We start from the raw sequence: 26,786 nt of genomic DNA, 5'->3' as shown, positions 1-26,786 counted from the left end.
CGGATCACCCCTCCCGGTCTCGGCCGACCGTGAAGTGGTGTTCACCGCCCGGGTTCTCGAGTTCGTCGAGCACCGCGATCGCGAGGTCGGGCGCGGTGATCCGCGAGTCGCCGTTGCCGTCGGTGAGGAGTGTGGTGCTCCCCCGCCGGTAGCCGCCGGTGCGCGTGCCCGGTTCGAGGATCGCCGGTGGGCTGAGGTACGTGCAGGCGTCGTGGGGATGGTCCCGGCAGACGCGGAATTGGTCGAGGCTGGCCCGGGCGATGGTCTGCCATTCGTCGGGAACGTAGGCGGGGTCGTCGATGAGCAGGCGGCCGGCGTCATGCGGAGAGCGCAACGGCGCCGAGCCGCCGACCACCAGGACCCCGGTGCCGCATCGCTTCGCCACGTCGAGGAAGGCGCGGGTCAGGGGCGCCAGCAGCTGCTCGCTGCCGGGGGCGAGGCGGATGGCGAGGACGGCGGCGTCCGCCGCGGTCAGAACCGGCTCCAGGTCCTCGGTTCGCGCGACGTCCAGGGCACGCACGCTGAGCCGGCCGGTTTCCGCGCCGGCCGGCCGGCGCGACACGGCCGTTACGGCGTGCCCGCGGGTCAGGGCCTCGGTGACGACGGCGCGGCCGGCCATCCCGGTGCCACCGAAGACTGCGATTCTCATGGTTGGCTGGTTTCCTTCTTCTTCGGTGGGTTGAGTTGCCCGGCAACCGTCGCGGTGAGGGCGAACGCGAAACCGGCGAGCTGGACGAACGTGAGAGCTTCCCCGGCGACGGCGGCGCCGAGGACCGCGGCGACGAGCGGTGAGAGCAGCGCGAGCAACGCGGTGGCGGTGACCGGCAGCCGGCGGATGCCGGCGAACCAGAGCGTGTAGGTGAGCAGCGCGCCGACGAGCCCGAGCCACAGGTACCCGGCGACGGCCGGTCCGTCGATGTCGCTCGGGACACCGTCGATCACCAAAGCCGGGATCAGGAGAAAAAGCCCGGCCGCGGTGAGCTGCCACCCGGCCAGGCCCAGCGCGCTGACGCCTTCGGGCCGGCCCCAGCGTTTCGTCAGCGACGCCGGTGGCCATGGACACGGCACCGGCCAGCCCGGCGAGGATGCCGACGGGATCGAGCGCCGCGTCGGGCCCGAGCACGACCAGGGCGATGCCGGCCACCCCGACGACACCCCAGGCGACGCGCCAGGTGGAGAGCCGTTCGCGGAGGATCGCGACGGCGAGGAACGCGACCACGACCGGCTGTGCCGCACCCAGCGTCGCCGCGACCCCGCCGGGCAGGTGCTGCGCGGCGAGGAACAGCAGCGGGAAGAACGCCCCCATGTTCAGCACGCCCAGCACAGCGCTTCCACCACCACGACCCGTGAGGCAGGCGGCGGGCCAGCAGCAGGGCGATCAGCCCTACCGGCAACGACCGCATCAGCGCCGCGAACAGCGGGTGCCCGGCCGGCAGCAGGTGGGTGGTCACGAGGTAGGTGGTGCCCCACACCGCCGGCGCGAGGGCCGTCAGCGCGGTCCACCCGACGCGCGTGGTGGCGGGATGTGCGGTCGTTGTCACCGGTTCATCGTCCGCCCGCGGCATCGATGAGTCCAACACATGGATGTCATGGCAGCGATGAGCGGCAATAATCGGTGCATGGAGCTTCAGCAGATGCGCTACGTCGTCGCGGTGGCCGAGGAGTGCAGCTTCACCCGTGCCGCCGAACGCTGTTTCGTCGTGCAGTCCGCGCTCAGCCACCAGATCAAGGCCCTCGAGACCGAGCTCGGCCTCACGCTGTTCGCGCGCACGAGCCGCCGCGTCGACCTCACCGCCGCGGGCGAGGCGTTCCTCTCAGCCGCGCGCATGAGTCTGGAAGCCGCGGACCGCGCTGTCGCGGACGCCGCCGCCGCGACCGGGCAGGTCCGCGGCACCCTCACCCTCGGCGTGATCCCGACCGTCACCGGCCTCGATCTGCCCGCCGCACTCGGCGATTACCGCCGGGCGCACCCGGCCGTGCGCATCAGGCTCCACAGCGGCGGCAGCGACGAGTTCATCGCGGCCACCGCCGAGGGCAGCGTCGACGTCGCTGTCCTCGGCCTGCCCGAGCCCACGTCGGCGAAGGGAGTGGCCACCCGCGAGCTCGCGCGCGAACGCCTCGTCGCTGTCGTGTCCGCGACCCACCGCCTCGCGGACCGCCGACGGCTGAAACTGGCTGACCTGGCAGACGAGACCTTCGTCGATTTCCCCGCCGGCACCCCCGGCCGGGCCCCCTCCGACCGCGCCTTCCAGGCCGCCGGCGTCCACCGCGAGGTCGCGTTCGAGGCCATGAGCCCCACTCTCATCCTCGACCTCGTCCGGCACAACCTCGCTGTCAGCCTGCTCTCACCCTTCGTCCTCGCAGGCGACGCGGACCTGCGCACGATTCCGGTGAGCGACGGCCCGAGCCGCATCGAGTACCTGGCGTGGAGCTCGTTCAACCCTTCCCCTGCGGCGCAAGCGTTTCTGGACCAGGTACGGCCGCGGTGAGCCTGCACATCTCGCCCCGCACGGTGGAGAAGCACGTGGTGAGCCTGGGCCGCACCGGGCGGGCCGAGCGGACGGAGTGCGCGTCTGCGCTGCCGGAGCGGTGCCGCGAGTACTTAGTCGAGATGGCTGAGCCCTGGCCACAGCTGCGCCCAGGTCCCGTGGGGTCGGTGGCACAGGTAGATCGCCGCGTGGTTCGTGGTTTCTTCGTTCGCAACGCCGCCGGGCGTGGTGATGGGTGCGATCTCGCGGACGTCGGACCAGAAGCGGCGCAGGTAGTCCGGGCCCCACTCCCCCACGCACAGCACGGTGTCCGGGGTGCCGGCGGGCGGGCCCCACAGGAGATAACCGTTGTGGGCACTGGAAACCGGCAGCCTCAGGCCCGCGTCGGGGCCGAGGAGGGTCAGGGCGCCGGCTTCGCCGTAGTTGCTGGTGAAGACGCTGGAGCCGGGCGGCAGGGTGTCGGCGACGGCGGTGACCTGGTGGACGAAGTCGGGCCAGCCGTAGGTCTCCACCAGCTGCGGGTTGACCGAGGCGAACACGCGTTCCGCGCTCACCGGCAGCACCGGCAGGCCGATCAGCACCGCGAACACCGCCGAGAGGGCGATCGCGATCCGCCATCGCCGTGGGGTGAGGGCGGCCCGGGTTTCGGCCCACACCCCGCCGGCGGCGAACAGCCCGAGCAAGGCCGGCGCCGCGTAGTAGCTCTTGCCGCCGCCCGCGGTGAACACGACCAGGGCGGTCACCGCGACGACGAGCACCCACCGGTGAGCACGCTCCTCGGCCAGCCACCGCACGCCGGAGACCCACAGGGCGATCAGCGGCGGACCGGCGAGCACCAACAGCAGCAGCGGCACGTTCGGCAGCGCCCCGAGCGGCCCGCCCTGCTCGGCCGAGAGCACGCCGGCCATGCGGAACTGCGCCCAGCTGTGCTGCGCGTTCCACACCACGTTGGGCGCGAGGAGCACCGCGGCCAGCGCACCGGCCAGCCACGGTCCTGGCGTCCGCAGCACGCTGCGCCGGAACAGGGCAAGCCCCACGACAACGCCGAGCAGCAGCACGCCGACGGTGAACTTGTTCTCCAGCCCGATCCCGGCCACCGCGCCGGCGAGGAGCCACGCGCGAACGGTGCCCGACCGCAGCGCCCGCGCCACCGTGACGAGCACCGCGGCCCAGGCCAGCTGGTCCGTCACCGTCGTGCCGAACAACGTCGAGCCCGCGACGAACACGGGACACGCCGCGATCGTCGCCGCCGTGATCGTCTGGGCCCGCGCGCGACCGCCGAACTCGGCCGCCAGCTTGGCGGCGAGCAGGACGCAGCCCAGCTGCGCGGCGATCGCCAGCAGCCGCAGGGGCAGGACCCCGCCGGGCAGATCGGCGGCCAGCCGCGCCAGCAGCGGCGTCAGCGGCGGCTGGTCGGGGTAGCCCCACGCGAGGTGCCGACCGGCGACGACGTAGTAGAACTCGTCACGGTGCCAGCCGAAGCGCGCCGCCACCGCCAGATGCACCGCACCGGCCACGGCGACCACCGCCAGTAGCGGGCGCCACGCCAGCCGTTCGGCTCGGCCGGCCGGTCTGTCGGTTTCGAGTTTTCCCGTGTCGTGCATGCCTTCTCGCCTTCCGGACAGGACAGGGGACGGGATTACGAACGCGGCCGGCGCCACAGGGCGAACCTTGGCCCGGCAGACGTGGCCGGCCGGTCTGTCCGTTTCGAGCTTTCCCTTGTCGTGCATGGCTTCTCGCCTTCCGGTCAGGACGAGGGACGGGGCACGAACGCGGCCAGTACGAGATGGCGCACGGTGGCCCGGCAGGCGTCGTCGTCGAGGCGGGTGGAGTCGGGGTCGCCGAGGCGGTGCCAGGCGAACCACGCGATGGTTTCGACGATGAAGCGCGCCGCGGCCGGGACGTCGGGGACGGGGTCCAGCGCGCCGGAGCGGATGCGCCGGGTGAGGTAGTCGGCGAGGGTGTCGAGCATGCCCCGGCGCCGTTGGACGAAGTAGTACTGCGCGAGCTCGGGCAGGTCGGCCGCGCATCGTTCGACGAGGGCGAGCAGGTGGCGGTTGCGTTCGATGAAGCCGTAGAGCTCGTCGACGATCGCACCGAGTTCGTCGGCGACGGGTCGCTGCCGGCGGCCGGCGGACGCGGCCAGCGCGGAGAGGCCGCTGTCGTCGGCGGCCCAGCCGTCGATCAGCGCGACGATCTCCTCCGGCGTCGGCGTGGGGACCGGGGTGGTCAAGTCTTCCAGGGCTTCCGGCCGGATCAGGCGCAGCAAAGCCAGGTACAGCAACGCTTCCTTGCTCTTGGCGTAGGTATAGACCGCGCCGTGGCTCAGGCCGAGGGCCGCGGACACGTCGGACACCCCGGCCGCCTGGTAGCCCTTGGCCATGAACACCCGGGCCGCTGCCTCGGCGATCTCCCCCACCGGCCGTGCCGGCACTCTCCCTCGCACGAGCCCAGTATTGATTGACTGACCAAGTCAGTCAATAGACGGCGCACTACTATGGACGAGAACGAAGGAGGGCCGGCACGTGACGACGAAGAGCCCGGTCGCGCTGGTGACCGGCGCGGCCGGGGGGATCGGCGCCGCCGTGTGCCGCGCGCTGGCCGGGCAGGGGCACCGCGTCGTGGTGCACGACTTCGGCAAACCCGAGGCGGGCGAAGCGCTCGTCGCGGAGCTTCCGGACACCGGGTACGTCGACGGCGACATCTCCGACCCCGAGGTGGCGCCGAAGCTGGTGGCCGCGGCCGTCGAGCGATGGGGCCGGCTCGACGTGGTCGTGAACAACGCCGGCATCGCGCGCCAGATCCCGCACCGGGACCTCGACGCCGTGCCGGACGAGTGGTGGCACCGGGTTCTCGGCGTCAACCTGCTCGGTCCGTGGCACCTCTCGCGCGCCGCCGCGCCCGCGTTGCGCGCCACTCGCGGCGCGATCGTCAACGTGGCGTCGGTGGCCGGGCTCACCGTGAGCGGCAGCTCGATCCCCTACGCGGTCAGCAAAGCCGGGCTGATCCATCTGACCAAGCTGCTCGCGGTCGCGCTGGCGCCGGAAATCCGCGTCAACGCGATCGCCCCCGGCTACATCGACACCCCGCTCACCCACGATTGGACCGACCTGCGCGACGCGGTGGACGAGCGGGCTCCGCTGGGCCGGCTGGGCGCGCCCGAAGACGCGGCGGCCGCCGTGCTGAGCCTGCTGAACAGCCCGTACACGACCGGCGCCGTGCTGACCGTCGACGGCGGCCTGAACCTGACCTGACGGCTCAGGTCCGCCAGGTGATCAGCTCGTCCAGCGGCAGCTTCCGGCGCTTTCCCGCACTGCCGCTCGGCGGCGCGGCCGGATCTTCGGCCGAGTAGCCGAGCGTCAGGACTCCCGTCAGCGCGACGTCTTCGGGGAAGCCGGTGAGGGCGTGGACCGCCGCGAACTGGTCTCGCTCGCCGGGGCCGAAGAAGCCCGTGGCGAGGCCCTCGTCGGTGGCGGCGAGCTGCAGCAGCGACAGCAGCGCGCCGCTGTCGAACCACCAGTACGGGACGGTCCATTCACCTTCGGCGCCGTCTTCGTCGGTTTTGTCGGCTTCCTGGTAGCGCTCGTGGTAGGACGCCTCGCGAATCCCGACGGCGATGTGCACGGGTGCCTCGGAGATCCACGCCGGGAGGCCGAGGGCGAGGTAGGGCTGCTCGGCGATTTCGGCGATCCGGGCGCGGACGTCTCGTGCCGTGATCACCGCGAGCCGGTGCCCCTGGCTGAAACCGGCACTCGGCGCGCGGCGGACCACGCGCACCAGGCGGCGCAGGACGTCTTCGGGCACGGGATCGGGCCGGTAGGCCCGGACCATCCGCCGGTGGCGCAGAACCTCGGAGAACTCCATGCGATCAGCATGGCGCAAGATCCACCGCGCGCGCTGGGGTTTCGCGAACTGTCGAACCGTGACGCGCGGACCGCGAAAACTAGTGCCGACTGGCGAACTGATCGCCGGGTGGGAAATTTTTCGCCGTGACCGGTTCCGCGCCGAACCGAGGCTTCACCGCAAGGATTTCCCTGCGGTTGAGCCAAGATCTACTTTCCGACTTACGCCGACTTGACCTGACGCACCGTCGCGCCGTCACTACGCCACCAGATGATCTGTGTCGCTTCCCACGGACTCTGTACACATGTCGTTGCTTGTTCTTAACCTGCTCGTGCTTTCGCGGTGACCTGCGATCCACCCCCGAGGATCAGCGGCCGGAAGCCACCGCGAGACTCCGGCAGACGCCGCCCCTCCCCGGGCGCGGAGCCGGGCGTGCGGTGTGAAAAAGAAGGAGCCCACCCCCGTGGGGCGACACAGCAAACCGAGCCACACCAAAACCGTCCTGAAACGCACCGGCGCGACCGCGGCTCTCGCGGGCGCCACGCTCGGCGGCATCAGCCTCGTCGGCGCCGGCCCGGCCAACGCCTTCCCCGGGCAGGCCGGACTGGTCAAGTGCGAGAGCTCCGGCAACCCGACCGCGGTCAACAACACCGCGGCCGGCCAGCGCGCCGGACGCCCGGCCGGACTGTTCCAGATCGTGACCAAGACCTGGCTCGCGAACGGTGGCGGCCAGTTCGCCCCGACCGCGGACAAGGCCTCCCCCGCCCAGCAGCAGGTCGTCGCGGACCGGATCTACGCCAAGTCGGGTTCGGCGCCGTGGGAGTGCAGCACGGGCTCCGGCCCGGCCGGCTTCGGCTCGTTCTCGGGCCAGCTGAACACCGGGTCCGCCGACAGCGGCGCCGCCAAGAGCCACAGCAAGGCCAAGGCGGCCAAGCCCGAGGCGAAGACCAAGCTCAAGGCCAAGGCGAAGCCGCAGGTCAAGCAGCAGGTCAAGCCGCAGGTCACGAGCACGCCCACGGCCGGCGCGACGCGGTCGAACCCGAACGGCGACTACACCGTCGTCGCGGGCGACACCCTGTCGGGCATCGCCGCGCGCATCGGCATCACCGGTGGCTGGCAGCACCTGCAGCAGCTGAACTCGGCGTACGTCCCCAATGCCGACCTGATCCTGGTCGGGCAGAAGATCGCCACGAAGTGACCCCCGTCCGCATCCGCGCCGCTTTCCCCCGGGCGCCGCGGACGCGGACGGCGAGCCACCGCGGATCCCCCGCCGCGGGTGCGCTCGGGCACCTTCGGCGAGTTCGCGGCGGAAGGCGCGCGGGGTAAGCGGGCTCTCGTTGTGGGAACACCGGCCCGCCTACCCCGCTCGTCCCCGCCGGCAGCTCACGGCTTTACTCACCAAACAGACGTCAGGTAGTTTCGCCCCAGCCGATAGAAGCGGGGTGGGGCGGTGCAGCGCGCGGTGTACGACGCCGAGCACGAGGCGTACCGGGACAGCGTCCGGCGGTTCGTGGCGACCGAGGTGGTTCCGCACCGCGAACGGTGGGAAGCCGCCGGCCGCGTCGACCGCGAGCTGTTCCGCGCCGCCGGGAAAGTCGGGCTGCTCGGCATCTCCGCACCCGAGGAGCACGGCGGAGGCGGCAACGCGGACTTCCGCTTCAACGCCATCCTCAACGAGGAGCTGGGCGCCGCGGATGTCTTGGGCGCGGGGCTCGGCTTGTCCCTGCAGGCCGACATCGCGTTGCCCTACCTCGTGGACCACTGCACCCCCGAGCAAGCCGCCCGCTGGCTGCCCGGCGTGGTCGCCGGCGAGGCCATTCTCGCGCTGGCGATGACCGAACCCGGCGCGGGTTCCGACGTCGCCGCGATCACCACGCGGGCCGTGCGCGACGGCGAGCACTACGTCGTCAACGGCACCAAGACCTTCATCACCAACGCCCTCAACGCCGACCTCGTCATCACCGCGGTGAAAACCGACCCCGCGGCGGGCCGCAAGGGCATCTCGCTGCTGGTCGTCGAGGCCGACCGCGCGGGCTTCCGCCGCGGCGCGAAGCTGGCCAAGGTCGGGCAGCACGCGGCCGACACGGCCGAGCTGTTCTTCGACGACGTCCGCGTGCCGGCGGCCAACCTTCTCGGCGAGGAGGGCCGCGGCTTCTACCTGATGATGAACCACCTCAGCCAGGAGCGCCTCGCCGTCGCCGTGCAGGCCACCGCGCAGGCACGCCGGGCCTACGAGCTGTGCGCGGAGTACGCGAAGAGCCGCGAGGCGTTCGGCAGCCCCATCGGTTCGTTCCAGCACAACCGGTTCGTGCTGGCCGAGATGAAAACCGAGACCGAGATCGCGCAGTCCTACGTCGACCGGCTGCTGCTCGCCCACAGCCGTGGCGAGCTGGACGCCGTCGAGGCGGCGCAGGCGAAGTGGTGGACCACCGAGCTGTGCCAGCGCGTCGTCGACCGCGGGGTGCAGCTGCACGGCGGCTACGGCTACATGGCCGAGTACCCCATCGCCCGGGCCTGGACCGACAGCCGGATCCAGACCATCTACGCGGGCACCACCGAGGTCATGAAAGAGATCATCGGCCGCTCGCTGGGCTTCTGACCCGAGCGGGCGACGCGTCCGGCTTGGCTGTGGCCCCGCCCGCTGTTACGCTCGGCCACCAAACGACCGGTAGATTCGAGTGAGGCAACGATGCCCGACCTGACGATGCGTGACGACACCCGGCTGCACGTCCGCGACGAAGGAGCCGGCCCCACCCTGCTGCTCCTGCCGGGCTGGGGCGTCTCGACGTGGTGGTTCCGCAAGCAGTTCGAGACGCTCACGGATTCCTTCCGGGTCGTGTCCTACGACCCGCGCGGGCAGGGCGAGTCGGACAAGACCACCCGCGGCCAGCGGACCGCGCGGCTGGCGGCGGATCTCGCCGAGGTCGTGGCGTGGACGGGCGACGAACCGGTGCACCTGATGGCCTGGTCCGGCGGCGGGTCCACGGCATTGCAGTACGTCGAGCTGTTCGGCACGGACCGCCTGCGCACGCTGACACTGGTCGGTGCGAGCCCGAAACTGCTCAAGTCCGAGGGCTGGGACCTGGGTTTCGCCGACCTCGAAGGCCTGCTGGGCTGGGTCGGGCTGGTCGGCAGCGACTTCGGCGCCGCGGCGGAAAGCCTGCTGCCGGCGTTCTTCGCCGCAGCGCTTTCGCCCGAGGACCGCGAGGCCACGCTGGCCGAGATGCGCCGCTGCGATCAGGCGGCGATGGCGCTGGCGTCGTGGGACTTCATCATCCAGGACTACCGCGACGTGCTGGCGCTCATCAAGGTCCCGACGCTGGTCGTCACCGGCGCCGACGACGTCGCGGTGCCGGCGGGCAACGCGCCCTACCTGCACGAGCACATCACCGGATCCCGGCTGGAGATCATCGAGAAGGCCGCGCACTGCCCGTTTCTGGAGCAGCCCGACCAGTTCGACGCGGTGCTGCGGAAGTTCCTCGACGCCTGACACTCCCCCGCTGCGGGCCGGGACCACCCGGCTCGCGGCGAGTCAGCTTTCCGGCGCCGTGGTTTTCTTGCCCCGCTTGGGTTTGGCGGGCTTCGCGGCCGGCAGCACGCCGTCGGCCGCGAGGCTGTGGACGATCAGATCCGCGAAGTGCTCGCCGATCTGCTTCGGCGTGAACTCGCCCCCGGGCCGGAACCAGCGGTACACCCAGTTCACCGACCCGAGGATCGACAGGCTCGCCAGCTTGGGGTCGATGTCGGCGCGCACCAGGCCTTCGGCCTTGCCCTTCTGGACCAGGTCGAGGAACACCGAGCGGTACGCGTGCTCGCCGCCGAGGATCTCGGCCTGCCGTTCCTCCGGCAGCGCCGCCATCTCGTGCAGGAACACGGTGGTCCCGGTGAGGTTGCTGCACATGTGGTCGACGTGCCCGATCACCACGTTGCGCAGCCGCTGCAACGGGTCGCCCGGCCGGCTCGCCAGTTCGACGATGTTGGCCAGGCCCTGGCGGTGGACCTCGCTCATGACCTCGAAGAGCAGGTCTTCCTTCGAGTGGATGTAGTAGTAGAGGCTGCCCTTGAGCAGCCCCAGCCGGTCGGCGATGTGCTGCAGCGAAGCGCCTTCGTAGCCCTTTTCGTAGAAGACCTCGGTGGCGACCGCGAACAGCTCCGCCCACCGTTCCTCACGGGGTTTGCGCGAACCACCGCCGCGCCTCTCCGCCCTGCCCGCCGGCTGCCGCACCCGGACCACCCTCATTCGTGAGCTTCGCCGCCGGGCGCACTGGGCACGAGCGGACCTTCGAAACCATCAATCTACCAAACGACCGATTAGTCAACCACCGGCCGAGGGCCCGGCGCGTGGCGATCACGCTACCGTCGGCGAGCGACCGGCCCTCAGACGGCGAGCCCCGTGTCGGCGCCGGCGTTGATCGCGCGCACGAAATCGGCCGGGGTTTCGGCGTCACCGAGGATGCGGACGTCGACGCCGTCGGCCGCGAGCTCGGCGGCGACTTGCGGTCCCGTCGCGCGCCAGCCGATGGCCAGCGCGACGAGATCAGCCGGCACGGTCTCCTCGGCCGCAGTGTCATCGTCGGCCGGGCGCCAGCGGACGGAGCCCGGCTCGATCCCGACGACCACGGCCTTCGTCAGAATGCCGACCCCGTCGTGGCGCAGCTGTTTCACCAGCTGCCGCCGCGTGATCGCCTCGATGCCGCGGCCGATGCTGCCGCGCATCTCGACGATCGTCACCTCGGCTCCGCGGGCCCGCATCAGCTCCGCGGTCTCACACCCGGTCGCGCTGCCGCCGACGACCACCAGGCGGGTCCCGGGCGCCACCGCGATTTCCCCGCGCAGCAGCCGTTGCGCGTCGTGCACGTCCGGCCCGTCGATGCCGGGCACGGGCGGCACCAACGGAACCGCGCCCGTCGCCACGACCACGACGTCCGGGCATTCCTCGGCCACCGTCCCCGCGGAGACCGGCGACGACGTGCGGATCTCGACCCCCAGCTCGGCCAGCCGGCGAGCCTGGAAATCCCGGAACCGCAGCACTTCCCGCTTGCTCGGCGCCGCGCCCGCCACGGACAGCTTGCCGCCGAGCGCGTCGTCGGCCTCCCACACGGACACGCGGTGCCCGCGCAGCCGGGCGATCCGCGCGGCCTCCAGCCCGGACGGCCCCGAGCCGACCACCATGACGCTTCGCGGCGCCGCGGCCGCCTCGACGGACCACGTGAGCTCGCGCCCGACCTCCGGGTTCACCGAGCACCGCGCCCGCTCGCCGCGGCCGACCAAGTCCACGCAGGCGTTGCACGCGATGCACGGACGCACCTCACCCAGCCGGCCGGCGCGCACGAGATCCGGCCAGTCCGGTTCGGCGATCAGTCCACGCCCGAGCAGCACCAGATCCGCGTCGCCGGAGGCCACGATCTCGGCGGCCAGCGCCGGGTCGTCGAGGCGGCCGACGGCCATCACCGGCACGGACACGGCCTGGCGCACGGCCTGGACGAGCGGACGCATGTGGCCGCGCCGAACCGCCATCGGCGCCAGCGTCTCGTGCAGCGTCAGCCAGGTGCCCGAGGACACGGAGATCGACGCGACACCCGAATCCTGCAGCAGTTTCGCCACTGCGACGGCCGAGTCCAGGTCGAACCCGCCGGGCTCGGCGTCGGTGCCGTTGAGCCGCCAGACGAGCGGAAGGTCCACGGCCGCGACGATCGCGCGCGCCACCTCGAGCGAGAACCGAGCGCGGTTTTCGAGCGTCCCGCCGTAGCCGTCGGTGCGCAGGTTGTGCCGGGGCGACAGGAAGTTCGACGGCAGGTATCCGTGGGCGCCGTGCACCTCCAGGTAGTCGAATCCCGCCTCGGCCGCGAACCGCGCCGCCCGCGCGTAGTCGGCGACGATCCGGTCGATCTCGGGCTCGGTCAGCTCGTGCGGGGTGGGCGCGGCCGAGTTCAGCGGAACCGGCGACGGTGCCACGGACGGGCCGGCCACGACCTGGCGGCCCGGGTGCATGAGCTGCACGCCCACCACGGTTCCGTGCGGGCGCACCGCCTCGACGATCCGCCGCAGCCCCGGCACGCACTCCGGCGCGCACAGGCGCGGCTCGGGCCCGACCGTGTCCGCGGAAACCAGGCAGCCCTCGACGGTGATCGCGCCGACGCCGCCCTCGGCGCGGCGCCGGTAGTAGGCCACGGTGTCGTCGGTGATGTAGCCGCCCTGGTCCAGGCACGTGCCCATGGGCGCCATCACGAGCCGGTTGCCGAACGTCAGCCGGCCGACCCGCACCGACGTGAACAGGACGTCCAGCGCGCTCACGGGAGGATCCGCAGCGCCGCGACCGGGCACGCCTCGACGCCCATCTCGGTGGTGTCCTCCTCCCCCGGCGGCACCTCCTGTTCCGCGGCGACGCCGGAGAACCCGTCGTCGTTGAGGGGGAACAGGTCCGGGTCGATGATGTAGCACTGCGCGTGGCCCTGGCAGACGTCGGGCACCTGGCCGATCTTCACGAGGTCCTCCCGGCGCCGTGCGTTACGGGGAGCGTCTCCATGGCCCGCGACGCCAGGCTCGGCTTCCACTGTGGATCGCCGGCGAGGGCCAGTTCGGGCAGGCGGGCGAGGATCCGGCTCACCGCGATCCTCGTCTCCATCCGCGCGAGCTGTGCGCCGATGCAGGCGTGGATGCCTTTGCCGAACGCCAGGTGCGGGTTCGGCGCGCGGCCGAGGTCCAGGGAGTCGGGGTCGGTGAACTTCGCCGGGTCGCGGTTGGCGGCGGCGAGTACGAGGTGGACACGTTCGCCGGGCGAGATCGTCCGGCCGCCGACCGCGGTCTCCGCGACGACCCAGCGGATCAGGACCTTGATCGGCCCGTCGAACCGCAGCAGCTCCTCGACCGCGGGCCCGATCAGCTCGGGCTCACGACGAAGCCGGTCGAGCTGGTCCGGCCGCCGCAGCAACGCCAGCAGGGAGTTGGCGATGGAGTTGGTCGTGGTTTCGTGGCCCGCGAACAGCAACAGGGCGCACATGGCCACGAGCTCGTCGTCGGAGAGGTGGTCGGCGTCGCCGTCGTGGGCCATGAGCGCCGAGAGCATGTCCTCGCCCGGGTCGGTGCGGCGCTTCGCGATGAGCTCGCGGATGTAGGAGTCCATTTCGCGCAGGCCGCGCAACGCCCGCTCGTGGCGTTCGGCCCGCGCGGTGCCGCCGGCGCCGAACGCGACCAGCGCGAGCTCGTCGGACCACTCGCGGAACCGGTCGCGATCCTCGGGTGCCGCGCCGAGCATCGTGGCGATCACGGTGGTGGGCAAGGGATACGCGATGTGCTCGATCAGGTCCTGGGCGCCGGAGCCGCGGAGGAAACCGTCGATGTGCTCGTCGACGATCCGGGTGATCATGCCGTCCATCCGCGCGATCCCCTGGCCCTTGAACGCGCCCGCGGCGAGCTTGCGCAGCCGGGTGTGCGCCGGCGGGTCGGAGACGACCATCCAGCTCGCCATCAGCCCGAGCACCGCGGTCGTCGCCTCCGGCTGGTCGGGCCGCTCGGCGCGCGCGGCGAGCAGCGGCCGCACGCGGTCGCTGGAGAACGCCTTGTTCTGGAACGCCGCCGAGACGTCGTCGTAGCGCGTGAGCAGCCACGCGCGGTGCTTCTCGCTCCAGTGCACCGGGTCCGCGGCGCGCAGCTCGTGGAGCGCGGGGTATGGGTCGGCGCTCGCCGACGGTTCGAGCAGGTCGTCGGGGACGGCGGGGTTTTCGGTGGCAGACATGAGTGTCCTCTCAGGAGCCGGCGGCGGCCGGCTGCGCGAGGCCGCGGGCCAGCCCGAGCCGGTCGCGGACGATCCAGCCGCCGATCCGGCCGCCCGTGACGGAGACCAGACCGACGAGGTGCAGGGTCGCGGGCGTGCCGACGGCCGCGTCGCCGCCGTCGGGACCGAGCCCGCCGGCGTAGGCGCCCGTGGCGGTGATCCGGAAGGCGACGTGCTCGCCCGCGGAGAACAGCTCGTCGATCCTCGACGTGACGTCGGTGAGCAAGGCGGGCCCGGCGTCGCCGTCGTCGAAGCGGACCGCGGCCGGGGAGTCCTGGAGCTGAACGGCCCCGCCCGCCAAGATCCATTGCCGCACCATGGATTCCGCGGCGGGGTTCGCCGGCTCGGCTTCGGTGTCCCACGGCGCAGGCGCGGGCGGGTCGACCGGCGCGGGGTTCCCGGAGCCCAGCTGGCGGCGGCGGGAGAGGTAGTCCTGCTCCACGAAGTTCGTCTCCAGCCGGCGGCCGTTCCAGCGGTACAGCCCGATGCCCGTCCACACGGCGACCTGCCCGTCGCGGGCGCGCCGGCCGTGTTCGGAGAACCGCAGGGCCAGTTTCCGGCCGTCGGTGACGATCGAGTGGACCGTCAGGCACAGCCCGGGATACTGCTCGAACTGCCGCTGCGCCGCCGGGATGTACGCGTCATCGCGCCCGGCGACTTCGTGCGGGCCCATGCGCAGGACGTAGCCGGGCTCCATGATCTCCGCGCACACGGACACGTCGTGGCGGTTGGTGTAGTCGTTGACGTAGCGGCGCATCAGCGCCACGAACGGGTCCGGGCGGCCGGTCATCAGCGGCCCTCGAACTTGGCCGGCCGCTTGCCGAGAAAGGCGGCGACGCCCTCCGCGGCGTCCGCGGTGGCGTGCAGGGTGGTGAGCGCGGCGGTCGAATGGTCGAACTCGCCGCGGTCGACGCCGCGGTTGACCAGGTTCTTGCCGCTGGCCACGGCGAGCGGGGCCATCGCCGCGAACCGCCCGGCGAGCTCGCGCGCGGCGGTCATCAACTCGGCCGCGGGAACCACCTTCTGCGCCAGGCCGATCCGCAACGCCGTGGCCGCGTCGACCCGCTCGCCGCCGAACATCATGAGCTTCGTCCAGTGCCGCCCGATCACCGACGGCGCGCGCAGCACCCCGAACCCCGGCACCAGCCCGACGCCGCACTCCGGCATCCCGAACGTCGCCGTGTCGGCGGCCACCACCACGTCGCACGCCAGCGCCAGTTCGCACCCGCCGCCGAGCGCGAACCCGTTCACGGCCGCGACGATCGGCAGCGGCGACTCCTCCACCGCGGCGAAGGTGCGCATGCAGTCCTGCTGGAACTCCCGCTTGGCCACGACGTCGGTCAGGTCGGCGAAACTCGCGATGTCGCCGCCGGCCGAGAATGCCTTGTCGCCGGCGCCGGTGATGATCACGGCTCGGGTGCGGCCGTCGGAGGCCAAGTGGGCCAACGCTTCCCGCAGCTCCGGCCAGAAGTCGCGGCCCATCGCGTTGAGCTTGCCCGGGGTGTCCAGGGTGAGCACCGCGACCGCGCCCGAGCCGTCGCCGGTGTCGTCGACCTCGACCCGCAAGGTGCGGGCCGCGGCGGGATTCCAGGTGCTCACGCAAATCCTCCCGAGGCGATCTCGATGCTCGTCGCGATGACCTCCCGCGTGCGGGCGGGCTCGATGACGTCGTCCAGCGATAGGTGCGCGGCGGCCTCCCACGGCTCGGCCTCGCTGATCCACTCCTCGGTCAGCTCGGCGACGAGTGCCGCGTGCGCCTCCGGCCCTTCCTCGGCCAGTACGCGTTCCAGCCGGCGCCGGTGGATGGTGCGGATGCCGGTCTCGGGCGCCATGAACCCCAGCTCCGCACTCGGCCACGCGTAGAGGAAGTCCGGTTTCGTCGGGCGCCCGCCCATCGCGAAGTGCCCGCCGCCGTAGGCCTTGCGCAGCACCACCCCGACCTTCGGCACGGTGGCTTCGGCGATCGCGGAGACGAGCCCTTCGTAACCGTGCAGGATGCCGCCACGCTCGGCCTGGGTGCCGATCATCAGGCCGGGCACGTCGTGCAGGAACACCAGCGGCAGGCCGAACGTGTCGCACAGCTTCACGAACGTCCGCTCCTTCGCCAGCGTCGGCGGCTCCAGCGCCCCGGCGCGCACGATCGGCTGGTTGCCGATGAGCCCGACCGGCCGCCCTTCGATCCGCGCGAGAGCGCACAGCAGGCCCGGCCCCCAGCCGTCGGCCCACGGCAGCACGCTCGCTTCGTCGGCGATGCACGCGAACACGTCGCGCATGTCGTAGCCCGAGCGCGGGCCCAGCGGCACGATCGACTCGAGCTCACGCGGGTCGCGAGCCGGTGGCCGCGGCGGGGCGAGCGGCGGCGTCAGCGTCGAGTTCTGCGGCAGGTAGGACAGGAACGCGGCGATGGCGTCCATCGCGTCGGCCTCGGTCTCCACGACGAGGTGCGCGTTGCCCGCTTCCGTCGCGGCGGCCGGGCCGCCCAGCTCGGTGTCGGTGACCTTCTCGCCGATCGCCGGCTCCACGACCGACGGGCCCGAGAGCGCGATCGACCCGCTGCGCACCATCACCACGAAGTGCGCGGTCGAGGCGTGCAGCGCGGAGTCGCCGTAGCTCGGGCCGAGCACGGCCGCGGCCCTCGGCACCACCGGCTCGCCGGGCGGCGGCTTGAGGAACGTGGTGAAGTCCAAGGGGAGACCGGAAAACCGCCAGCCGGAGACGTCCGGCATCCGGCCGCCGTCGGCGTCGCACAGCAGGACGAGAGGGAACCCGTGGCGTTGCGCGTGCTCGATGAGCCGGCCCTGCTTACGCATGCTGATGGGGGCGGTCGTGCCGGCCACCACGGAGGAGTCGATGCCGATCACGCCGATGCGCCGGCCGTCGAGCAGACCGAACCCGGTCACCACGGCGTCGCCGGGGATCGGCTTTTCCCGGCGCAGCTCCGGCAGCGCGAGCGCGCCGATCTCGAACCACGAGCCGGAGTCGACGAGCAGCTCGATCCGCTCACGCACGGGCAGCCGGCCGGATTCCCGGTGCCGGCGCAGCCCTTCCGGGCCGCCGCTGGCGTGGGCGGCCGCCTGCTTCTCGCGGAGGACGGCGAGCCGGTCGGCCATCGTGACCTCGGCCGGTTCGGCGGTGTCGTCACCCGAGTCGTCGCGCACGGTGCTCCTCGTCGTCACGGGACCTCCCCTGGCCGGGATCGGGTGGTCCGTCCCCGGAGCCGACCCTAGACTATCAGACGACTGGTTGGTAGACAGTTCTCCACGGGGTGCTCGTCGTCCGCGACGGAACCCCCAAGACGGGTGTGCAGCGACACCACGGACGTGAGGGACACCGACATGCCAGAGGCGACCGTCCTGGTGGCGAACCGCGGCGAGATCGCGGTGCGCATCATCCGCGCGTGCCACGAGCTCGGCCTGCGGGCCGCCGCCGTCTACAGCGACGCCGACGCCGGCGCGCTGCACGTCCGCCTGGCCGACGAAGGCTTCCGGATCGGACCGCCGCCGGCGCGAGCGTCCTACCTGGACGTCGACGCGGTGCTGGGTGCGGCGAAAGCGGCCGGCGCGAGCCTCGTGCACCCCGGTTACGGCCTGCTCAGCGAGGACGCCGGGTTCGCCGAGGCCGTCACCGCGGCGGGGCTGATGTTCGTCGGGCCGTCCGCGGCGGTCATCGCGCGGATGGGCGACAAGGTCGCGGCGCGTGCGGTCGCCGGGAAGTGCGGCGTGCCGGTGCCGCCCGGCACCGCGGATCTCACCACCGACCAAGCGGCGGCCGAGGCCGACCGGATCGGGTTTCCCTTGGTGGTCAAGGCTTCGTTCGGCGGCGGTGGGCGCGGCATGCGGGTCGTGACGTCGGCCGACGGGCTGGCCGAGGCGATGGCCGCCGCCGCGCGGGAGGCGGGTGCCGCGTTCGGCCGGTCGGAGGTGCACCTCGAGCGCTACCTCCAGCCGGTGCGCCACGTCGAGGTGCAGGTGTTCGGCGACGCGCACGGCACGGTGGTCCACCTGGCCGACCGGGACTGCTCGGTGCAGCGCCGGCACCAGAAGCTCATCGAGGAGGCGCCGGCGTTCGGCCTGCCGGACCGGGTGCGGACCGCGCTGCGGGAGGCGGCCGTGGCGCTGGCGCGCGAGGTCGGTTACGTCGGCGCGGGCACGGTCGAGTTCCTCGTGCTCCCGGAGACCGGCGAGTTCTTCTTCCTGGAGATGAACACGCGGCTGCAGGTCGAGCACGGCGTGACCGAGCTGGTGACCGGCCTCGACCTCGTCGCGGCGCAGCTGCGGGTCGCGCTCGGTGAGCCGCTGCCGTTCACGCAGGACGACGTGGTGGTGCGCGGGCACGCGATCCAGGCCCGCATCGCGGCCGAGGATCCGTCGGCGGGTTTCCGGCCGGCGCCGGGCACCGTGACCGGCCTGGCGTTGCCGCTGGGGCCGGGGATCCGCAACGACTTCGGCGTCGAGACCGGCGACGCGGTGCCGGCGATGTACGACTCGCTCTTCGGCAAGGTCCTCGCCCACGGTGCCGATCGCGACAGCGCGCGACGCCGGCTCGTCGGCGCGTTGGGCGAACTGCGGGTCGAGGGTCCGCCGACGACCGCGCCGTACCTGCGCACGATCCTCGCATCGGCGTCGTTCACGGAAGGCAGGCACGACACGGGATCCGTCGAACGAGAGTGGGTGCCGGCCGCAGCGCCGGCTGCGCCCCCTGCACCACACGCCTGCGCGACGAACGCCGTGCCCGCCAGGCTGGTCCGGATCGCCACGGACCGTGGACCGGTCGAGATCGCGGTCTACGGGCGCGCCCAGCGGCCTGGGGTTGCCGCCGTGTCGGCACGACCGCCGCGCGACACCGAATCCGGCAGCACCGCGGGCGCGACCGCCGGTGGGCCGCCCACCGCGCCGATGGACGCCACGGTCGTGGCGGTCCGGGTCGAGCCCGGGCAGGAGGTCGCCGCGGGTGACGTCGTCGCGGTGCTGGAGGCGATGAAGATGGAGATGCAGGTGCGCACGGACGTCGGCGGTGTCGTCGGGACCGTCCTCGTCTCTCCCGGCACGTCCGTCGCGGCCGGGGCTCCGCTGATCACGCTCGGCTGAGCGCGGCGGTCACCGCCCCGGCACGGCGACGATCGGCACATCCGGCCCGCCGCCGTCGACGAGGATGCGTTGCGCTGTCAGGTAATCGGCGTCGGCAGAAGCGAGGAACGCCACGACGCCGGCCACGTCCTCGGGCCGCGCCACGCGGCCGAAGGGGTAGCGCGCGTCGAGGTCGGCGATCGCCGGCGCGCCGGACGCCGCGACGAGCCGCTCGCCCATGTCGGTCGCGACCAGGCCGGGCGCGACGATGTTGACGCGCACGCCGTGCGGCCGTTCCTCGTGGGCCAGGGTGCGCGCGGCGGTCTCCATCGCGGCCTTGGCCATCGTGTACGCGGCGCCGCCCGCCGGCGTGGTCTCGACGATCGCGCTCGACATCACGATCACGTCGCCCCGGGCCGCGGCGCGCAGCCCCGGCAGCAGGGCGCGGATCAACGCGAGCGGCCCCAGCGTGTGGACCCGCAGCAGCCGCAGGTACTCCTGTTCCTCGGTGTCCGCGATCGGCGTGCCGCGGCTCGCCGTTCCGGCGTTGCTCACGAGCAGGTCGACGGGGCCGAGGTCGGCGCGGATCCGTTGCACCATGGCGCCGACGGCGGCCTCGTCGTCCACCGAGGCCCGGTAGGCGACCGCGGTCCCGCCCTCGGCCGCGATCCCCGCCACGACCTCCTCGGCCGCGCCCGCGTCACGCCGGTAGTTGACCGCGACGGCGGCGCCGTCGGCCGCGAGCCGCGTCGCGATCGCGCGGCCCACGCCACGCGAGCCGCCGGTCACCAGCGCGATACGGCCCGTCAGCGGCGTGGCGTTGCGGGACATCGGAAACTCCTCGTCGATCGGGGGTCAGAGGCGGGTCGCGGCGTCGAGCCGGACCACTTCGCCGTTGAGCAGCTCGTTTTCCATGAAGCTCGTGACAAGCCGGGCGAAGTCTTCCGGGCGGCCCAGGCGTTTCGGGAACACGTGCAGGTCCATCAGCGCGGCGCGGCGTTTCTCGTCGGCCCCGGCCAGCATGCCCGTGTCCATGATCCCCGGGCACACCGTCATCACACGGATCCCCCAGATCGCGAGGTCCCGCGCGAGCGGCAGTGTCAACGCGACCAGGCCGCCCTTCGACGCCGAATACGCCGCCTGCCCGGCCTGCCCTTCCAGCGCGGCGGCCGACGAGACGTTGACGATCAGCCCGCGTTCGCCGTCCGGTCCCGGCTCGTTGCGGGCCATCACGGCGACGGCGTGGCGCAGCACGTCGAACGCGCCCACGAGGTTGATCTCCAGCGTGCGCCGGAAAAGATCGAGCGGGTGCAGCTCGCCCTTGCGCGAGAGCACCCGCGCGGCCGGGCTGATCCCGGCCGCGTTCACGCACACGTCGATGCGCCCGAACCGCTCCGCGACCGCGCCGACGGCCTTCTCGACCGCAGCCTCGTCCGCCACGTCGGTCGGCACGAACAGCGCGGCTTCACCCAGCTCGGCCGCGAGCTCGGCGCCGGCCGAGCTCGCCAGGTCGAGAATGCCCACCCGGCCACCGCCCGCGACCAGCCGCCGCGCGGTGCCGGCGCCGAGCCCCGACGCCCCACCGGTGACCAGGCCGACGGAACCTTCGATCCTCATTTGATCGTGGCCCCTGCGTCGACGGGCAGCGCCACCCCGGTCACGTACCGAGCCTCGTCGCTGGAGAGGAACAGCACCGCGTTGGCGATGTCGATCGGGTCGACCCACGGCACCTCGAGCGCGTTGAGCGACAGGAAGCCCGGCATCGCCGCCTCGCGCGTCGGCGCCGGGTCGTCGGGGGCGAACATCCCCCATGTGCCGGGGTTCTGGATCATGTGGGTGTCCACATTGGTCGGGTGCACGGTGTTGACGCGGATGCGGTGCCCGGCGAGCTCGTTGGCCATCGTGCGCATCAGCCCGACCATCCCGTGCTTGGCCGCCACGTAGTGCCCGACCTGCATGATGCCCTTGAGCCCGCCGATCGAGCTGGTGAACACCATCGACCCGCCGCCGCGGCGCATCAGGTGCGGCACCGCGGCCTTCGCCGTGTGCCAGACCCCGGTGAGGTTGACGTCGAGCATGTCCTGCCACATGTCCTCGGTGAGCTCCCAGGACATGCCGTAGGTCGCGATGCCGGCGTTGGCCACGACGATATCCAGCCCGCCGAACCGCTCGACACCCTCGTCGAGAGCCACCTGCAGGCCTTTGGCGTCGCGGACGTCGGCCTTGCTCGCCACGATCTGCCCACCGGCCTTCTCGACCAGCGCGGTGGTCTCGGCCAGGTCCTCCTCGGTGGCCGGCGGATACTTGTCCACCGTCTCGACCGCCGCGCACGCGTCGATCGCGATGATGTCGGCGCCCTCCTCCGCGAGCCGCACCGCGTGTGCGCGGCCCTGCCCACGTGCCGCGCCCGTGATGAACGCGACCTTTCCCGCGACCCGTCCCGCCATGTCCGCCTCCTTCAGTCGAAGAAACCCGTTGCCGTTCAAAGACTTCCGTCAGTAGCGCAGCGTTCCGGCGAACGCCTCGAGCCGCTGCCCGAGCACGGCCTCGGCCGCGGTGATACCCGAGCGCGCGGCCTTGTCGATCCCGATACCGCGGGCGCGTGTCGTGTCACCGGTCAGCCACAGGCCCTCGACGCCGCGGACCATCGCGTCGGGCCGGACCGGGCCGACCAGTCCCGGTTTGGTGATCACGCCGTAGCTGGTGACGACGTGCGGCTTCGTCCACAGTGCCCCGCGCGCCGCGGGCAGCATCTCCTCGATGTCCTCCCACAGCTCGGCGAACTTCCGGTCGAGCCAGGCCCGGTCGCCGTAGTGGGTCGTCGCGTCGAACGAGGCGCCGACGCACGTCAGGTACTCCCCGGCGGGCGAGACCCCGCCGTCGTACCCGGTGAAGTTGAGGGTGAAGCCGGGCAGACCGCACCGGGGCGTGGACAGGAACGACGCCATCTCGCGCTCGGTCATCGCGATCACCGGCTCCTTCGCGGCGATCCAGTAGCCGATCCAGCAGGCGCGGTTGCGGTTCGCGGCCAGCATCCGGATGCGCGCCGCGAGGTCCCACGGCAGCACGTCGTCGTCGAACAGCCGCAGCAGGTCCCACACCGGCGCGGACACGACCACCTGAGGCGCCTCGATCTCCTCGCCGTCGCGCAGCGTCACCCCGCGCACGGCGCCGTCGCGCACGTCGACCCGGCGGACCGGTGCGGACAGCCGGAGCTCACCACCGTGGGCCTCGAACGCCGACACCATGTTGTGCCACAACGCATCCCAGCCGTCCATCGGCCAGAACGAGTAGCCGGCGGTACGCCGCGTCGAGTAGTGCAGCTTGCGCGTGTAGAGGTTTTCCGAGGCCGAGTGTTCCCACGGCCGCAAGGTGATCTGCTCCAGCACGGAGATGGCTTCCCACACCGTGTACACACCTTCATCGGAGGTGTACTGCGCCATCCACTCCCGCAGCGAAGCGTGGTTCCAGTTCTCCAGCTCCTCGTACGACGTCTCGTTCAGCGCCTGGATGCACCGCTTGAGGCCCTGCTTCGCGCTGCCCGCGTACTGCTCCTGGATCGGCGCCCAGCCCCGGCCGTTGGTCCAGAACGGCATCGAGTCGCTGCGCTCGGAGTGCACGAGGTCGAGCCCCGTCAGCGCGCACACCCGTGTCAGCGAGTCGCCGGGATCCTCGACGAGGTGGCTGCCGAGGCCGAGCTGGTGCCCCTGGTACCGGTACTCGCGCGCCCGCCCGCCGAGGTACGCGTGCTTTTCCAGCAGCAGCACGCGTTGGCCCCGTTCGGCCAGCAGTGACGCCGTGACCAGGCCGGACACGCCGGCACCGAGCACGATCACGTCGTAGGACAAGAAACCTCCTCCTGCCGGTCGTTCACGGGGCGACCACGTCGGCGACCGCCCGCAGCGGCGCGTCGAGCAGTTCGAGCACCGTCCCGTCCGGATCGCGCAGGTAGACCACGCGCACCGGACCCCACTGCTTCGGCCGGTTCCACAGCCGCTGCCCGCCGGCCGCCTCGGCCCGGGCCAACGCGGCGTCGACGTCGTCGACCCGGATGCCCAGGTGCGGCAACCGCGCCGCCGGCTCCGGCGGAGCGCACCACTGCGGCGCCGGCTCGCCGAACTCGAACAGCTCGATCCCGCTGCCGTCCGGGAACCCGAGCAGCGCGACGCGCACCTCGCGGTCGGTGTTCATCGCCAGCGCTGCCGCAGCGGGGTCGAGCGTGAACTCCCGTGCCAGCGGTTCAGCGCCGAGCTCGCGGTAGAAGGCCACGGCCCGCTCCAGCTCCGCCACGCGCACGCCGAGGTGGTGCAGTCCCGCCGTCACACCGACCGGCCGCGGTCCGCCCAGTACGCGCGGCGCAGGTCGCGCTTGAGGATCTTCCCGGTGGGCGCCTTGGGCAGGGCGTCGACGAACTCGACGGACCGGGGCTTCTGGTAGGAGGCGAGGTGCTGTTTCGCCGTGGCGATGATGTCGGCCTCGGTGGCCGTCGTCTCGGGTTTGAGCACCACGAACGCCTTCACCGCTTCGCCCCACTCATCGTCGGGCACGCCGATCACCGCGCACTCCAGCACCGACGGATGCTTGTTCACCGCCTCCTCGACCTGGATCGAGTAGATGTTCTCGCCGCCGGAGATGATCATGTCCTTCGCGCGGTCGACGATGAACACGTAGGACTCGGCGTCCCAGGTGGCGATGTCACCGGTCCACACCCAGCCGTCGCGGATCGTGTTCTCGGTGAGGTCGGGCCGGTTGAGGTAGCCCAGCATGTTGGCCTCGGACCGCACGATGATCTCGCCCGCGGTCCGGCCGTCCTTGGGCACCTCGCGCCCGTCCGGGTCGACGACGCGGACCTGCGTGACGAAACCCTCGCGCCCGCAGGACATCAGCCGTTCCGGGTGGGTGCCACGCACGGCGTCGAGGTGGTCTTCCTGCGACAGGAAGCACATCGTGGTGCCCTCGGTCTGCCCGTACCCCTGGATCAGCGTGCAGGGGAACTGGTCCAGCGCGGCCTTCACCACCGACGAGGGCATCGGCCCGCCGCCGTACTGGATGTTGCGCAGCGCCGAGATGTCGTAGGAGGAGAAGCCCGGCACGGCCATCATCCAGTTGAGCATCGTGGTGATGCCGAGGAACGCCGAGACGCGCTCCTCCTGGATGAGCTCCAGCGCCGTGCGCGCCTCGAAGTTCATCAGCACCAGCGGGCAGCCGTGGCGGTGGTAGTTCATCGAGAGCACCACCGGGATGTGGTACATCTGCCCGGTCAGCATGTAGACGTCGGTCGCGACGATGCGTTCGGCGACGGTCTGGTTGAGCATCCCGAAAGACACGCTCGTGTGGCTGTGCAGCGCGCCCTTCGACTCGCCGGTGGTGCCACCGGTGTAGAGGATGAAAAACGGGTCGGCGTCACCGACCGACGACGACTGCACCGGCTCGTCGGTGCTGCTGCGCGCCAGCAGGTCTTCGTAGCTGCCATCGCCGGATTCCCCGAACTGCAGCCAGTTCGGCACGTCGACCGCGGCCTGCAGCTGCTTCGCGGTGTCGAGCCACTCGTCGGAGGCGATCACCGCTTTGGGTGCCGCGTCGGCGACGATCCGGGTCAGCTCGCCCGCGCCGAGCCGCCAGTTCAACGGCTGGGTGACGAGCCCGGCGCGGCCGGCGGCGTAGTACAGCTCCTGGTACTCGATGGAGTTCTTCGCCAGGATCGCGACCCTGTCCCCTTTGGACAGACCCAGCCCGCCTTCGCCCGCCAGCCCGTTGGCGAGCCTGCGGACGCGTTCGTCGAGCGTTCTCCAGTCCATCCGCCGGCCGCTCGGGGCGTCGACGATCGCGTCCCGGCTGGGCGTGAGCGCCGCCCACTTCTCCGGGATCCGTCCGATGTTGACCATGGGTGTCCTCTGGTAGGTGCCGGTGCGGGGATCAGTAGGGCAGGTCGAGGTAGATGTGCCGGGTCGCGATCAGCCAGCGGTCCCCCTGCTTCACCAGCTCGTCGCGGTACCAGCCGCTGGAGAGCACCCGCGCCGCGCCGTTCTCGATCGAGAGCAGGGTGAGGTTCGCGGTCGTCGCCGCACTGTCCGGGGTTTCCTTGGTGAGCACCAGGTTCGAGAGGTTGTGCCGGCGCTGGTCGGTTTGGGCGACCAGCGAGTCGGCGTGCAGCTTGCGGATCGCCTCGCGGCCCTCGAACGGCCCGATCGTGTCGCCTTCGCGGCCGATCTGCATGGTCATCGTGGCCGTTTCGGTGAACTGGTCGGCGATCAGGTCGACGTCGTTCTCGTCGTAGCCCCACGAAGCCTTGCCCAGGACGTTTTCGATCTCGGCGCGTGCGGTCATGCGGGTGCCTCCTCAGGCGGGCGTGAAGGTCAGCAGCAGCGAACTGGGAGCGCGGGTGAACACGCCGTGCTCCGGCGGCGCCGCGCCGTCGAAGCGGATGTCGCGCATGGCGTCGAGCAGGTGCGCGATTCCGGTGTCGAGCTCGGTCTTGGCCAGCATCGCGCCGACGCAGAAATGCCGGCCCAGGCAGAACGCCGTGTGGTTGGCGCCGGCGGTGTAGGCCCGGCCGAGGTCGAGGTCGGTGCGCAGGAGGTTGAACGAGTCGGGATCGGCGTACTTGGCCGGGTCGCGGTTCGCCGCGCCGATCAGGCACGTCACGGTCTTGCCGGCTTCGACTACCCCGCCCGAGAGCTCCACGTCTTCGGCCGGCTGGCGCATGATCATGTGCACCGGCGGAGAAAACCGCAGGGTCTCCGCGAACGCGGCCGCGATCAGCGAGTGGTCGGCGCGGACCGCTTCGAGCTGGTCCGGGTTCGCGACGAGGTTGCGCATCAGGCTGGCGATCGCCTTGTCGGTCGTCTCCCCGCCCGCGGTCAGCAGCAGGCTGCAGAAGGCCTTGATCTCCTCGTCGGTCATCCGCACGCCGTCGATCTCGGCCGAGCACAGCGTGGAAAGCAGGTCCTCGCCCGGGCTTTCGCGCCGCTCGCGGATGATCGGCAGCAGGTAGGCCTCGAACTCCTCCTTGGTGCGGATCCCGTCGGCCATCACCTGCTCGTCGCCTGAGAGGTTCGACAGGAACGCCATGATCGAGCTGTACCAGCGGTGGAAGTGCTCGTGGTCGGACTTGGGCAGGCCGAGCATGTCCACGATCACGTTGATCGGGAACCGCGTCGCGTACTGGTCGACGAGGTCGACGCGCCCGTCGCGGCGGAACGCGTCGACGAGATCGCGCGAGTTCTGCTCGATGACGGGCAGGAACTTCGCCATCAGGTCCCGGCCGCGGAAGGCCGGCGCGACCAGGTTCCGGTGCGTGGAGTGCTCGCGTCCGTCCATCTGCAGGATGGTGCGGCCGTGCACGGGCTCGAGCTGCCAGTCGTAGTTGTGACTGGTGAACACCGGGTCCTTGAAGGCGCGCTCGACGTCCGCGTACCGGCTGATCACGTAGCTCTGCGTGGCTTCGTGCCAGATGAGCGGGTGCTGCTCGCGCATCACCCGGTACGCGCGGTAGGGATCCGCGGCGAACTCCTCGGACAGGATGTCGGGTCCAGCGGTGGCGGCTACGGACATCGGCGTCCTCCATGACGTCATCGTCACTGACTAACGGCCGTTTGGTAGCGGTGAGATTAG

At 71.8% G+C, this 26,786-nt stretch carries 25 protein-coding genes and 1 pseudogene; 6 read left to right on the top strand and 20 right to left on the bottom strand.

Features of this window, described 5'->3' with window-relative positions:
- Positions 1–4: 4 nt before the first annotated feature.
- Positions 5–649 (bottom strand): NAD(P)-dependent oxidoreductase, encoded by a 645-nt coding sequence (locus QRX50_RS26460; protein WP_285965870.1) that lies wholly within the window; start codon positions 647–649, stop codon positions 5–7.
- Positions 646–1,565: pseudogene (locus QRX50_RS26455) on the bottom strand (EamA family transporter). Before QRX50_RS26455 ends, QRX50_RS26460 begins: the two are co-directional and overlap by 4 nt.
- A gap of 54 nt (positions 1,566–1,619) precedes the next feature.
- On the opposite strand from QRX50_RS26455, the gene QRX50_RS26450 reads away from it, so the two are divergent.
- Positions 1,620–2,489 (top strand): LysR family transcriptional regulator, encoded by an 870-nt coding sequence (locus QRX50_RS26450; protein WP_285965869.1) that lies wholly within the window; start codon positions 1,620–1,622, stop codon positions 2,487–2,489.
- A 113-nt stretch (positions 2,490–2,602) separates the two neighbouring features.
- On the opposite strand, the gene QRX50_RS26445 is transcribed toward QRX50_RS26450, so the two are convergent.
- Together QRX50_RS26445 and QRX50_RS26440 are read right to left on the bottom strand one after the other, a co-directional pair.
- Positions 2,603–4,093 carry a glycosyltransferase family 39 protein gene (locus QRX50_RS26445; RefSeq protein ID WP_285965868.1) on the bottom strand — a complete coding sequence of 497 codons (1,491 nt, stop codon included), beginning with the start codon at positions 4,091–4,093 and terminating at the stop codon, positions 2,603–2,605.
- 143 nt (positions 4,094–4,236) lie between these two features.
- Positions 4,237–4,935 carry a TetR/AcrR family transcriptional regulator gene (locus tag QRX50_RS26440; RefSeq protein WP_285965867.1) on the bottom strand — a complete coding sequence of 233 codons (699 nt, stop codon included), beginning with the start codon at positions 4,933–4,935 and terminating at the stop codon, positions 4,237–4,239.
- Positions 4,936–5,014: 79 nt separating this feature from the next.
- On the opposite strand from QRX50_RS26440, the gene QRX50_RS26435 reads away from it, so the two are divergent.
- The gene (locus QRX50_RS26435; RefSeq protein ID WP_285965866.1) at positions 5,015–5,743 is read left to right on the top strand and encodes an SDR family NAD(P)-dependent oxidoreductase; all 729 of its coding nucleotides are present in this window, start codon (positions 5,015–5,017) and stop codon (positions 5,741–5,743) included.
- Between the two features lie 4 nt (positions 5,744–5,747).
- On the opposite strand, the gene QRX50_RS26430 is transcribed toward QRX50_RS26435, so the two are convergent.
- Positions 5,748–6,353: a nitroreductase family protein gene (locus QRX50_RS26430; RefSeq protein WP_285965865.1), complete on the bottom strand. Its 606-nt coding sequence runs from the start codon at positions 6,351–6,353 to the stop codon at positions 5,748–5,750.
- A gap of 442 nt (positions 6,354–6,795) precedes the next feature.
- Between QRX50_RS26430 and QRX50_RS26425 the strand changes: the two genes are divergently transcribed.
- The 3 genes from QRX50_RS26425 (at position 6,796) to QRX50_RS26415 (ending at position 9,822) form a co-directional block, all read left to right on the top strand.
- Positions 6,796–7,530, top strand: a complete 735-nt coding sequence (locus QRX50_RS26425; protein WP_285965864.1) for a LysM peptidoglycan-binding domain-containing protein — start codon at positions 6,796–6,798, stop codon at positions 7,528–7,530.
- Positions 7,531–7,782: 252 nt separating this feature from the next.
- Entirely contained in the window at positions 7,783–8,931 is a 1,149-nt protein-coding gene (locus QRX50_RS26420; protein ID WP_285965863.1) for an acyl-CoA dehydrogenase family protein, read from the top strand.
- A 90-nt stretch (positions 8,932–9,021) separates the two neighbouring features.
- On the top strand, positions 9,022–9,822 hold the full coding sequence (locus QRX50_RS26415; RefSeq protein ID WP_285965862.1) for an alpha/beta fold hydrolase: 801 nt from the start codon (positions 9,022–9,024) through the stop codon (positions 9,820–9,822).
- Positions 9,823–9,864: 42 nt separating this feature from the next.
- Here the strand turns inward: QRX50_RS26415 and QRX50_RS26410 are convergent, their stop codons facing one another.
- From QRX50_RS26410 to QRX50_RS26380, 7 genes are all read right to left on the bottom strand, one after another.
- Positions 9,865–10,557, bottom strand: a complete 693-nt coding sequence (locus QRX50_RS26410; protein ID WP_285965861.1) for a TetR/AcrR family transcriptional regulator — start codon at positions 10,555–10,557, stop codon at positions 9,865–9,867.
- A gap of 152 nt (positions 10,558–10,709) precedes the next feature.
- Positions 10,710–12,626 carry an oxidoreductase gene (locus QRX50_RS26405; protein ID WP_285965860.1) on the bottom strand — a complete coding sequence of 639 codons (1,917 nt, stop codon included), beginning with the start codon at positions 12,624–12,626 and terminating at the stop codon, positions 10,710–10,712.
- Positions 12,623–12,817 (bottom strand): ferredoxin, encoded by a 195-nt coding sequence (locus tag QRX50_RS26400; RefSeq protein WP_285965859.1) that lies wholly within the window; start codon positions 12,815–12,817, stop codon positions 12,623–12,625. Before QRX50_RS26400 ends, QRX50_RS26405 begins: the two co-directional genes overlap by 4 nt.
- On the bottom strand, positions 12,814–14,067 hold the full coding sequence (locus QRX50_RS26395; RefSeq protein ID WP_285965858.1) for a cytochrome P450: 1,254 nt from the start codon (positions 14,065–14,067) through the stop codon (positions 12,814–12,816). The genes QRX50_RS26400 and QRX50_RS26395 overlap by 4 nt, the downstream gene beginning before the upstream one ends.
- A gap of 10 nt (positions 14,068–14,077) precedes the next feature.
- Entirely contained in the window at positions 14,078–14,896 is an 819-nt protein-coding gene (locus QRX50_RS26390; protein WP_285965857.1) for a nuclear transport factor 2 family protein, read from the bottom strand.
- Entirely contained in the window at positions 14,896–15,705 is an 810-nt protein-coding gene (locus QRX50_RS26385; RefSeq protein WP_285965856.1) for an enoyl-CoA hydratase/isomerase family protein, read from the bottom strand. Before QRX50_RS26385 ends, QRX50_RS26390 begins: the two co-directional genes overlap by 1 nt.
- Positions 15,702–17,282 carry an acyl-CoA carboxylase subunit beta gene (locus QRX50_RS26380; protein WP_285965855.1) on the bottom strand — a complete coding sequence of 527 codons (1,581 nt, stop codon included), beginning with the start codon at positions 17,280–17,282 and terminating at the stop codon, positions 15,702–15,704. Before QRX50_RS26380 ends, QRX50_RS26385 begins: the two co-directional genes overlap by 4 nt.
- Positions 17,283–17,441: 159 nt before the next feature.
- Between QRX50_RS26380 and QRX50_RS26375 the strand changes: the two genes are divergently transcribed.
- Positions 17,442–19,193, top strand: a complete 1,752-nt coding sequence (locus QRX50_RS26375) for an acetyl/propionyl/methylcrotonyl-CoA carboxylase subunit alpha (RefSeq protein WP_285965854.1) — start codon at positions 17,442–17,444, stop codon at positions 19,191–19,193.
- Between the two features lie 9 nt (positions 19,194–19,202).
- On the opposite strand, the gene QRX50_RS26370 is transcribed toward QRX50_RS26375, so the two are convergent.
- From QRX50_RS26370 to QRX50_RS26335, 8 genes are read right to left on the bottom strand one after another with little or no spacing between them, the layout of a single operon-like run.
- A complete protein-coding gene (locus QRX50_RS26370; RefSeq protein ID WP_285965853.1) occupies positions 19,203–20,003 on the bottom strand; it encodes an SDR family NAD(P)-dependent oxidoreductase in 801 nt (266 codons plus the stop codon).
- Positions 20,004–20,027: 24 nt separating this feature from the next.
- On the bottom strand, positions 20,028–20,789 hold the full coding sequence (locus tag QRX50_RS26365; RefSeq protein WP_285965852.1) for an SDR family NAD(P)-dependent oxidoreductase: 762 nt from the start codon (positions 20,787–20,789) through the stop codon (positions 20,028–20,030).
- Positions 20,786–21,619 (bottom strand): mycofactocin-coupled SDR family oxidoreductase, encoded by an 834-nt coding sequence (locus tag QRX50_RS26360; RefSeq protein WP_285965851.1) that lies wholly within the window; start codon positions 21,617–21,619, stop codon positions 20,786–20,788. Before QRX50_RS26360 ends, QRX50_RS26365 begins: the two co-directional genes overlap by 4 nt.
- 48 nt (positions 21,620–21,667) lie before the next feature.
- On the bottom strand, positions 21,668–23,020 hold the full coding sequence (locus tag QRX50_RS26355; protein ID WP_285965850.1) for a phytoene desaturase family protein: 1,353 nt from the start codon (positions 23,018–23,020) through the stop codon (positions 21,668–21,670).
- Between the two features lie 22 nt (positions 23,021–23,042).
- Positions 23,043–23,495 carry a VOC family protein gene (locus QRX50_RS26350; protein WP_285965849.1) on the bottom strand — a complete coding sequence of 151 codons (453 nt, stop codon included), beginning with the start codon at positions 23,493–23,495 and terminating at the stop codon, positions 23,043–23,045.
- The gene (locus QRX50_RS26345) at positions 23,492–25,057 is read right to left on the bottom strand and encodes a class I adenylate-forming enzyme family protein (RefSeq protein ID WP_285965848.1); all 1,566 of its coding nucleotides are present in this window, start codon (positions 25,055–25,057) and stop codon (positions 23,492–23,494) included. The genes QRX50_RS26350 and QRX50_RS26345 overlap by 4 nt, the downstream gene beginning before the upstream one ends.
- 31 nt (positions 25,058–25,088) lie before the next feature.
- The gene (locus tag QRX50_RS26340) at positions 25,089–25,499 is read right to left on the bottom strand and encodes a nuclear transport factor 2 family protein (protein ID WP_285965847.1); all 411 of its coding nucleotides are present in this window, start codon (positions 25,497–25,499) and stop codon (positions 25,089–25,091) included.
- A 12-nt stretch (positions 25,500–25,511) separates the two neighbouring features.
- Positions 25,512–26,726: a cytochrome P450 gene (locus QRX50_RS26335; RefSeq protein WP_285965846.1), complete on the bottom strand. Its 1,215-nt coding sequence runs from the start codon at positions 26,724–26,726 to the stop codon at positions 25,512–25,514.
- Positions 26,727–26,786: the final 60 nt, after the last annotated feature.

The sequence above is a fragment of the Amycolatopsis sp. 2-15 genome, from assembly GCF_030285625.1.
In the GTDB taxonomy this organism is placed as follows: Bacteria; Actinomycetota; Actinomycetes; order Mycobacteriales; family Pseudonocardiaceae; genus Amycolatopsis; species Amycolatopsis carbonis.
This window is presented reverse-complemented; position numbering and strand designations above follow the sequence as displayed.

Bases quoted from the DNA above. Each gene is read 5' to 3' on its own strand.
- QRX50_RS26340 (WP_285965847.1), bottom strand. From the start codon at position 25,499: ATGACCGCACGCGCCGAGATCGAAAACGTCCTGGGCAAGGCTTCGTGG.
- QRX50_RS26460 (WP_285965870.1), bottom strand. From the start codon at position 649: ATGAGAATCGCAGTCTTCGGTGGCACCGGGATGGCCGGCCGCGCCGTC.
- QRX50_RS26395 (WP_285965858.1), bottom strand. From the start codon at position 14,067: ATGTCTGCCACCGAAAACCCCGCCGTCCCCGACGACCTGCTCGAACCG.
- QRX50_RS26365 (WP_285965852.1), bottom strand. From the start codon at position 20,789: ATGAGGATCGAAGGTTCCGTCGGCCTGGTCACCGGTGGGGCGTCGGGG.
- QRX50_RS26345 (WP_285965848.1), bottom strand. From the start codon at position 25,057: ATGGTCAACATCGGACGGATCCCGGAGAAGTGGGCGGCGCTCACGCCC.
- QRX50_RS26450 (WP_285965869.1), top strand. From the start codon at position 1,620: ATGGAGCTTCAGCAGATGCGCTACGTCGTCGCGGTGGCCGAGGAGTGC.
- QRX50_RS26335 (WP_285965846.1), bottom strand. From the start codon at position 26,726: ATGTCCGTAGCCGCCACCGCTGGACCCGACATCCTGTCCGAGGAGTTC.
- QRX50_RS26430 (WP_285965865.1), bottom strand. From the start codon at position 6,353: ATGGAGTTCTCCGAGGTTCTGCGCCACCGGCGGATGGTCCGGGCCTAC.
- QRX50_RS26375 (WP_285965854.1), top strand. From the start codon at position 17,442: ATGCCAGAGGCGACCGTCCTGGTGGCGAACCGCGGCGAGATCGCGGTG.
- QRX50_RS26370 (WP_285965853.1), bottom strand. From the start codon at position 20,003: ATGTCCCGCAACGCCACGCCGCTGACGGGCCGTATCGCGCTGGTGACC.
- QRX50_RS26360 (WP_285965851.1), bottom strand. From the start codon at position 21,619: ATGGCGGGACGGGTCGCGGGAAAGGTCGCGTTCATCACGGGCGCGGCA.
- QRX50_RS26415 (WP_285965862.1), top strand. From the start codon at position 9,022: ATGCCCGACCTGACGATGCGTGACGACACCCGGCTGCACGTCCGCGAC.
- QRX50_RS26445 (WP_285965868.1), bottom strand. From the start codon at position 4,093: ATGCACGACACGGGAAAACTCGAAACCGACAGACCGGCCGGCCGAGCC.
- QRX50_RS26390 (WP_285965857.1), bottom strand. From the start codon at position 14,896: ATGACCGGCCGCCCGGACCCGTTCGTGGCGCTGATGCGCCGCTACGTC.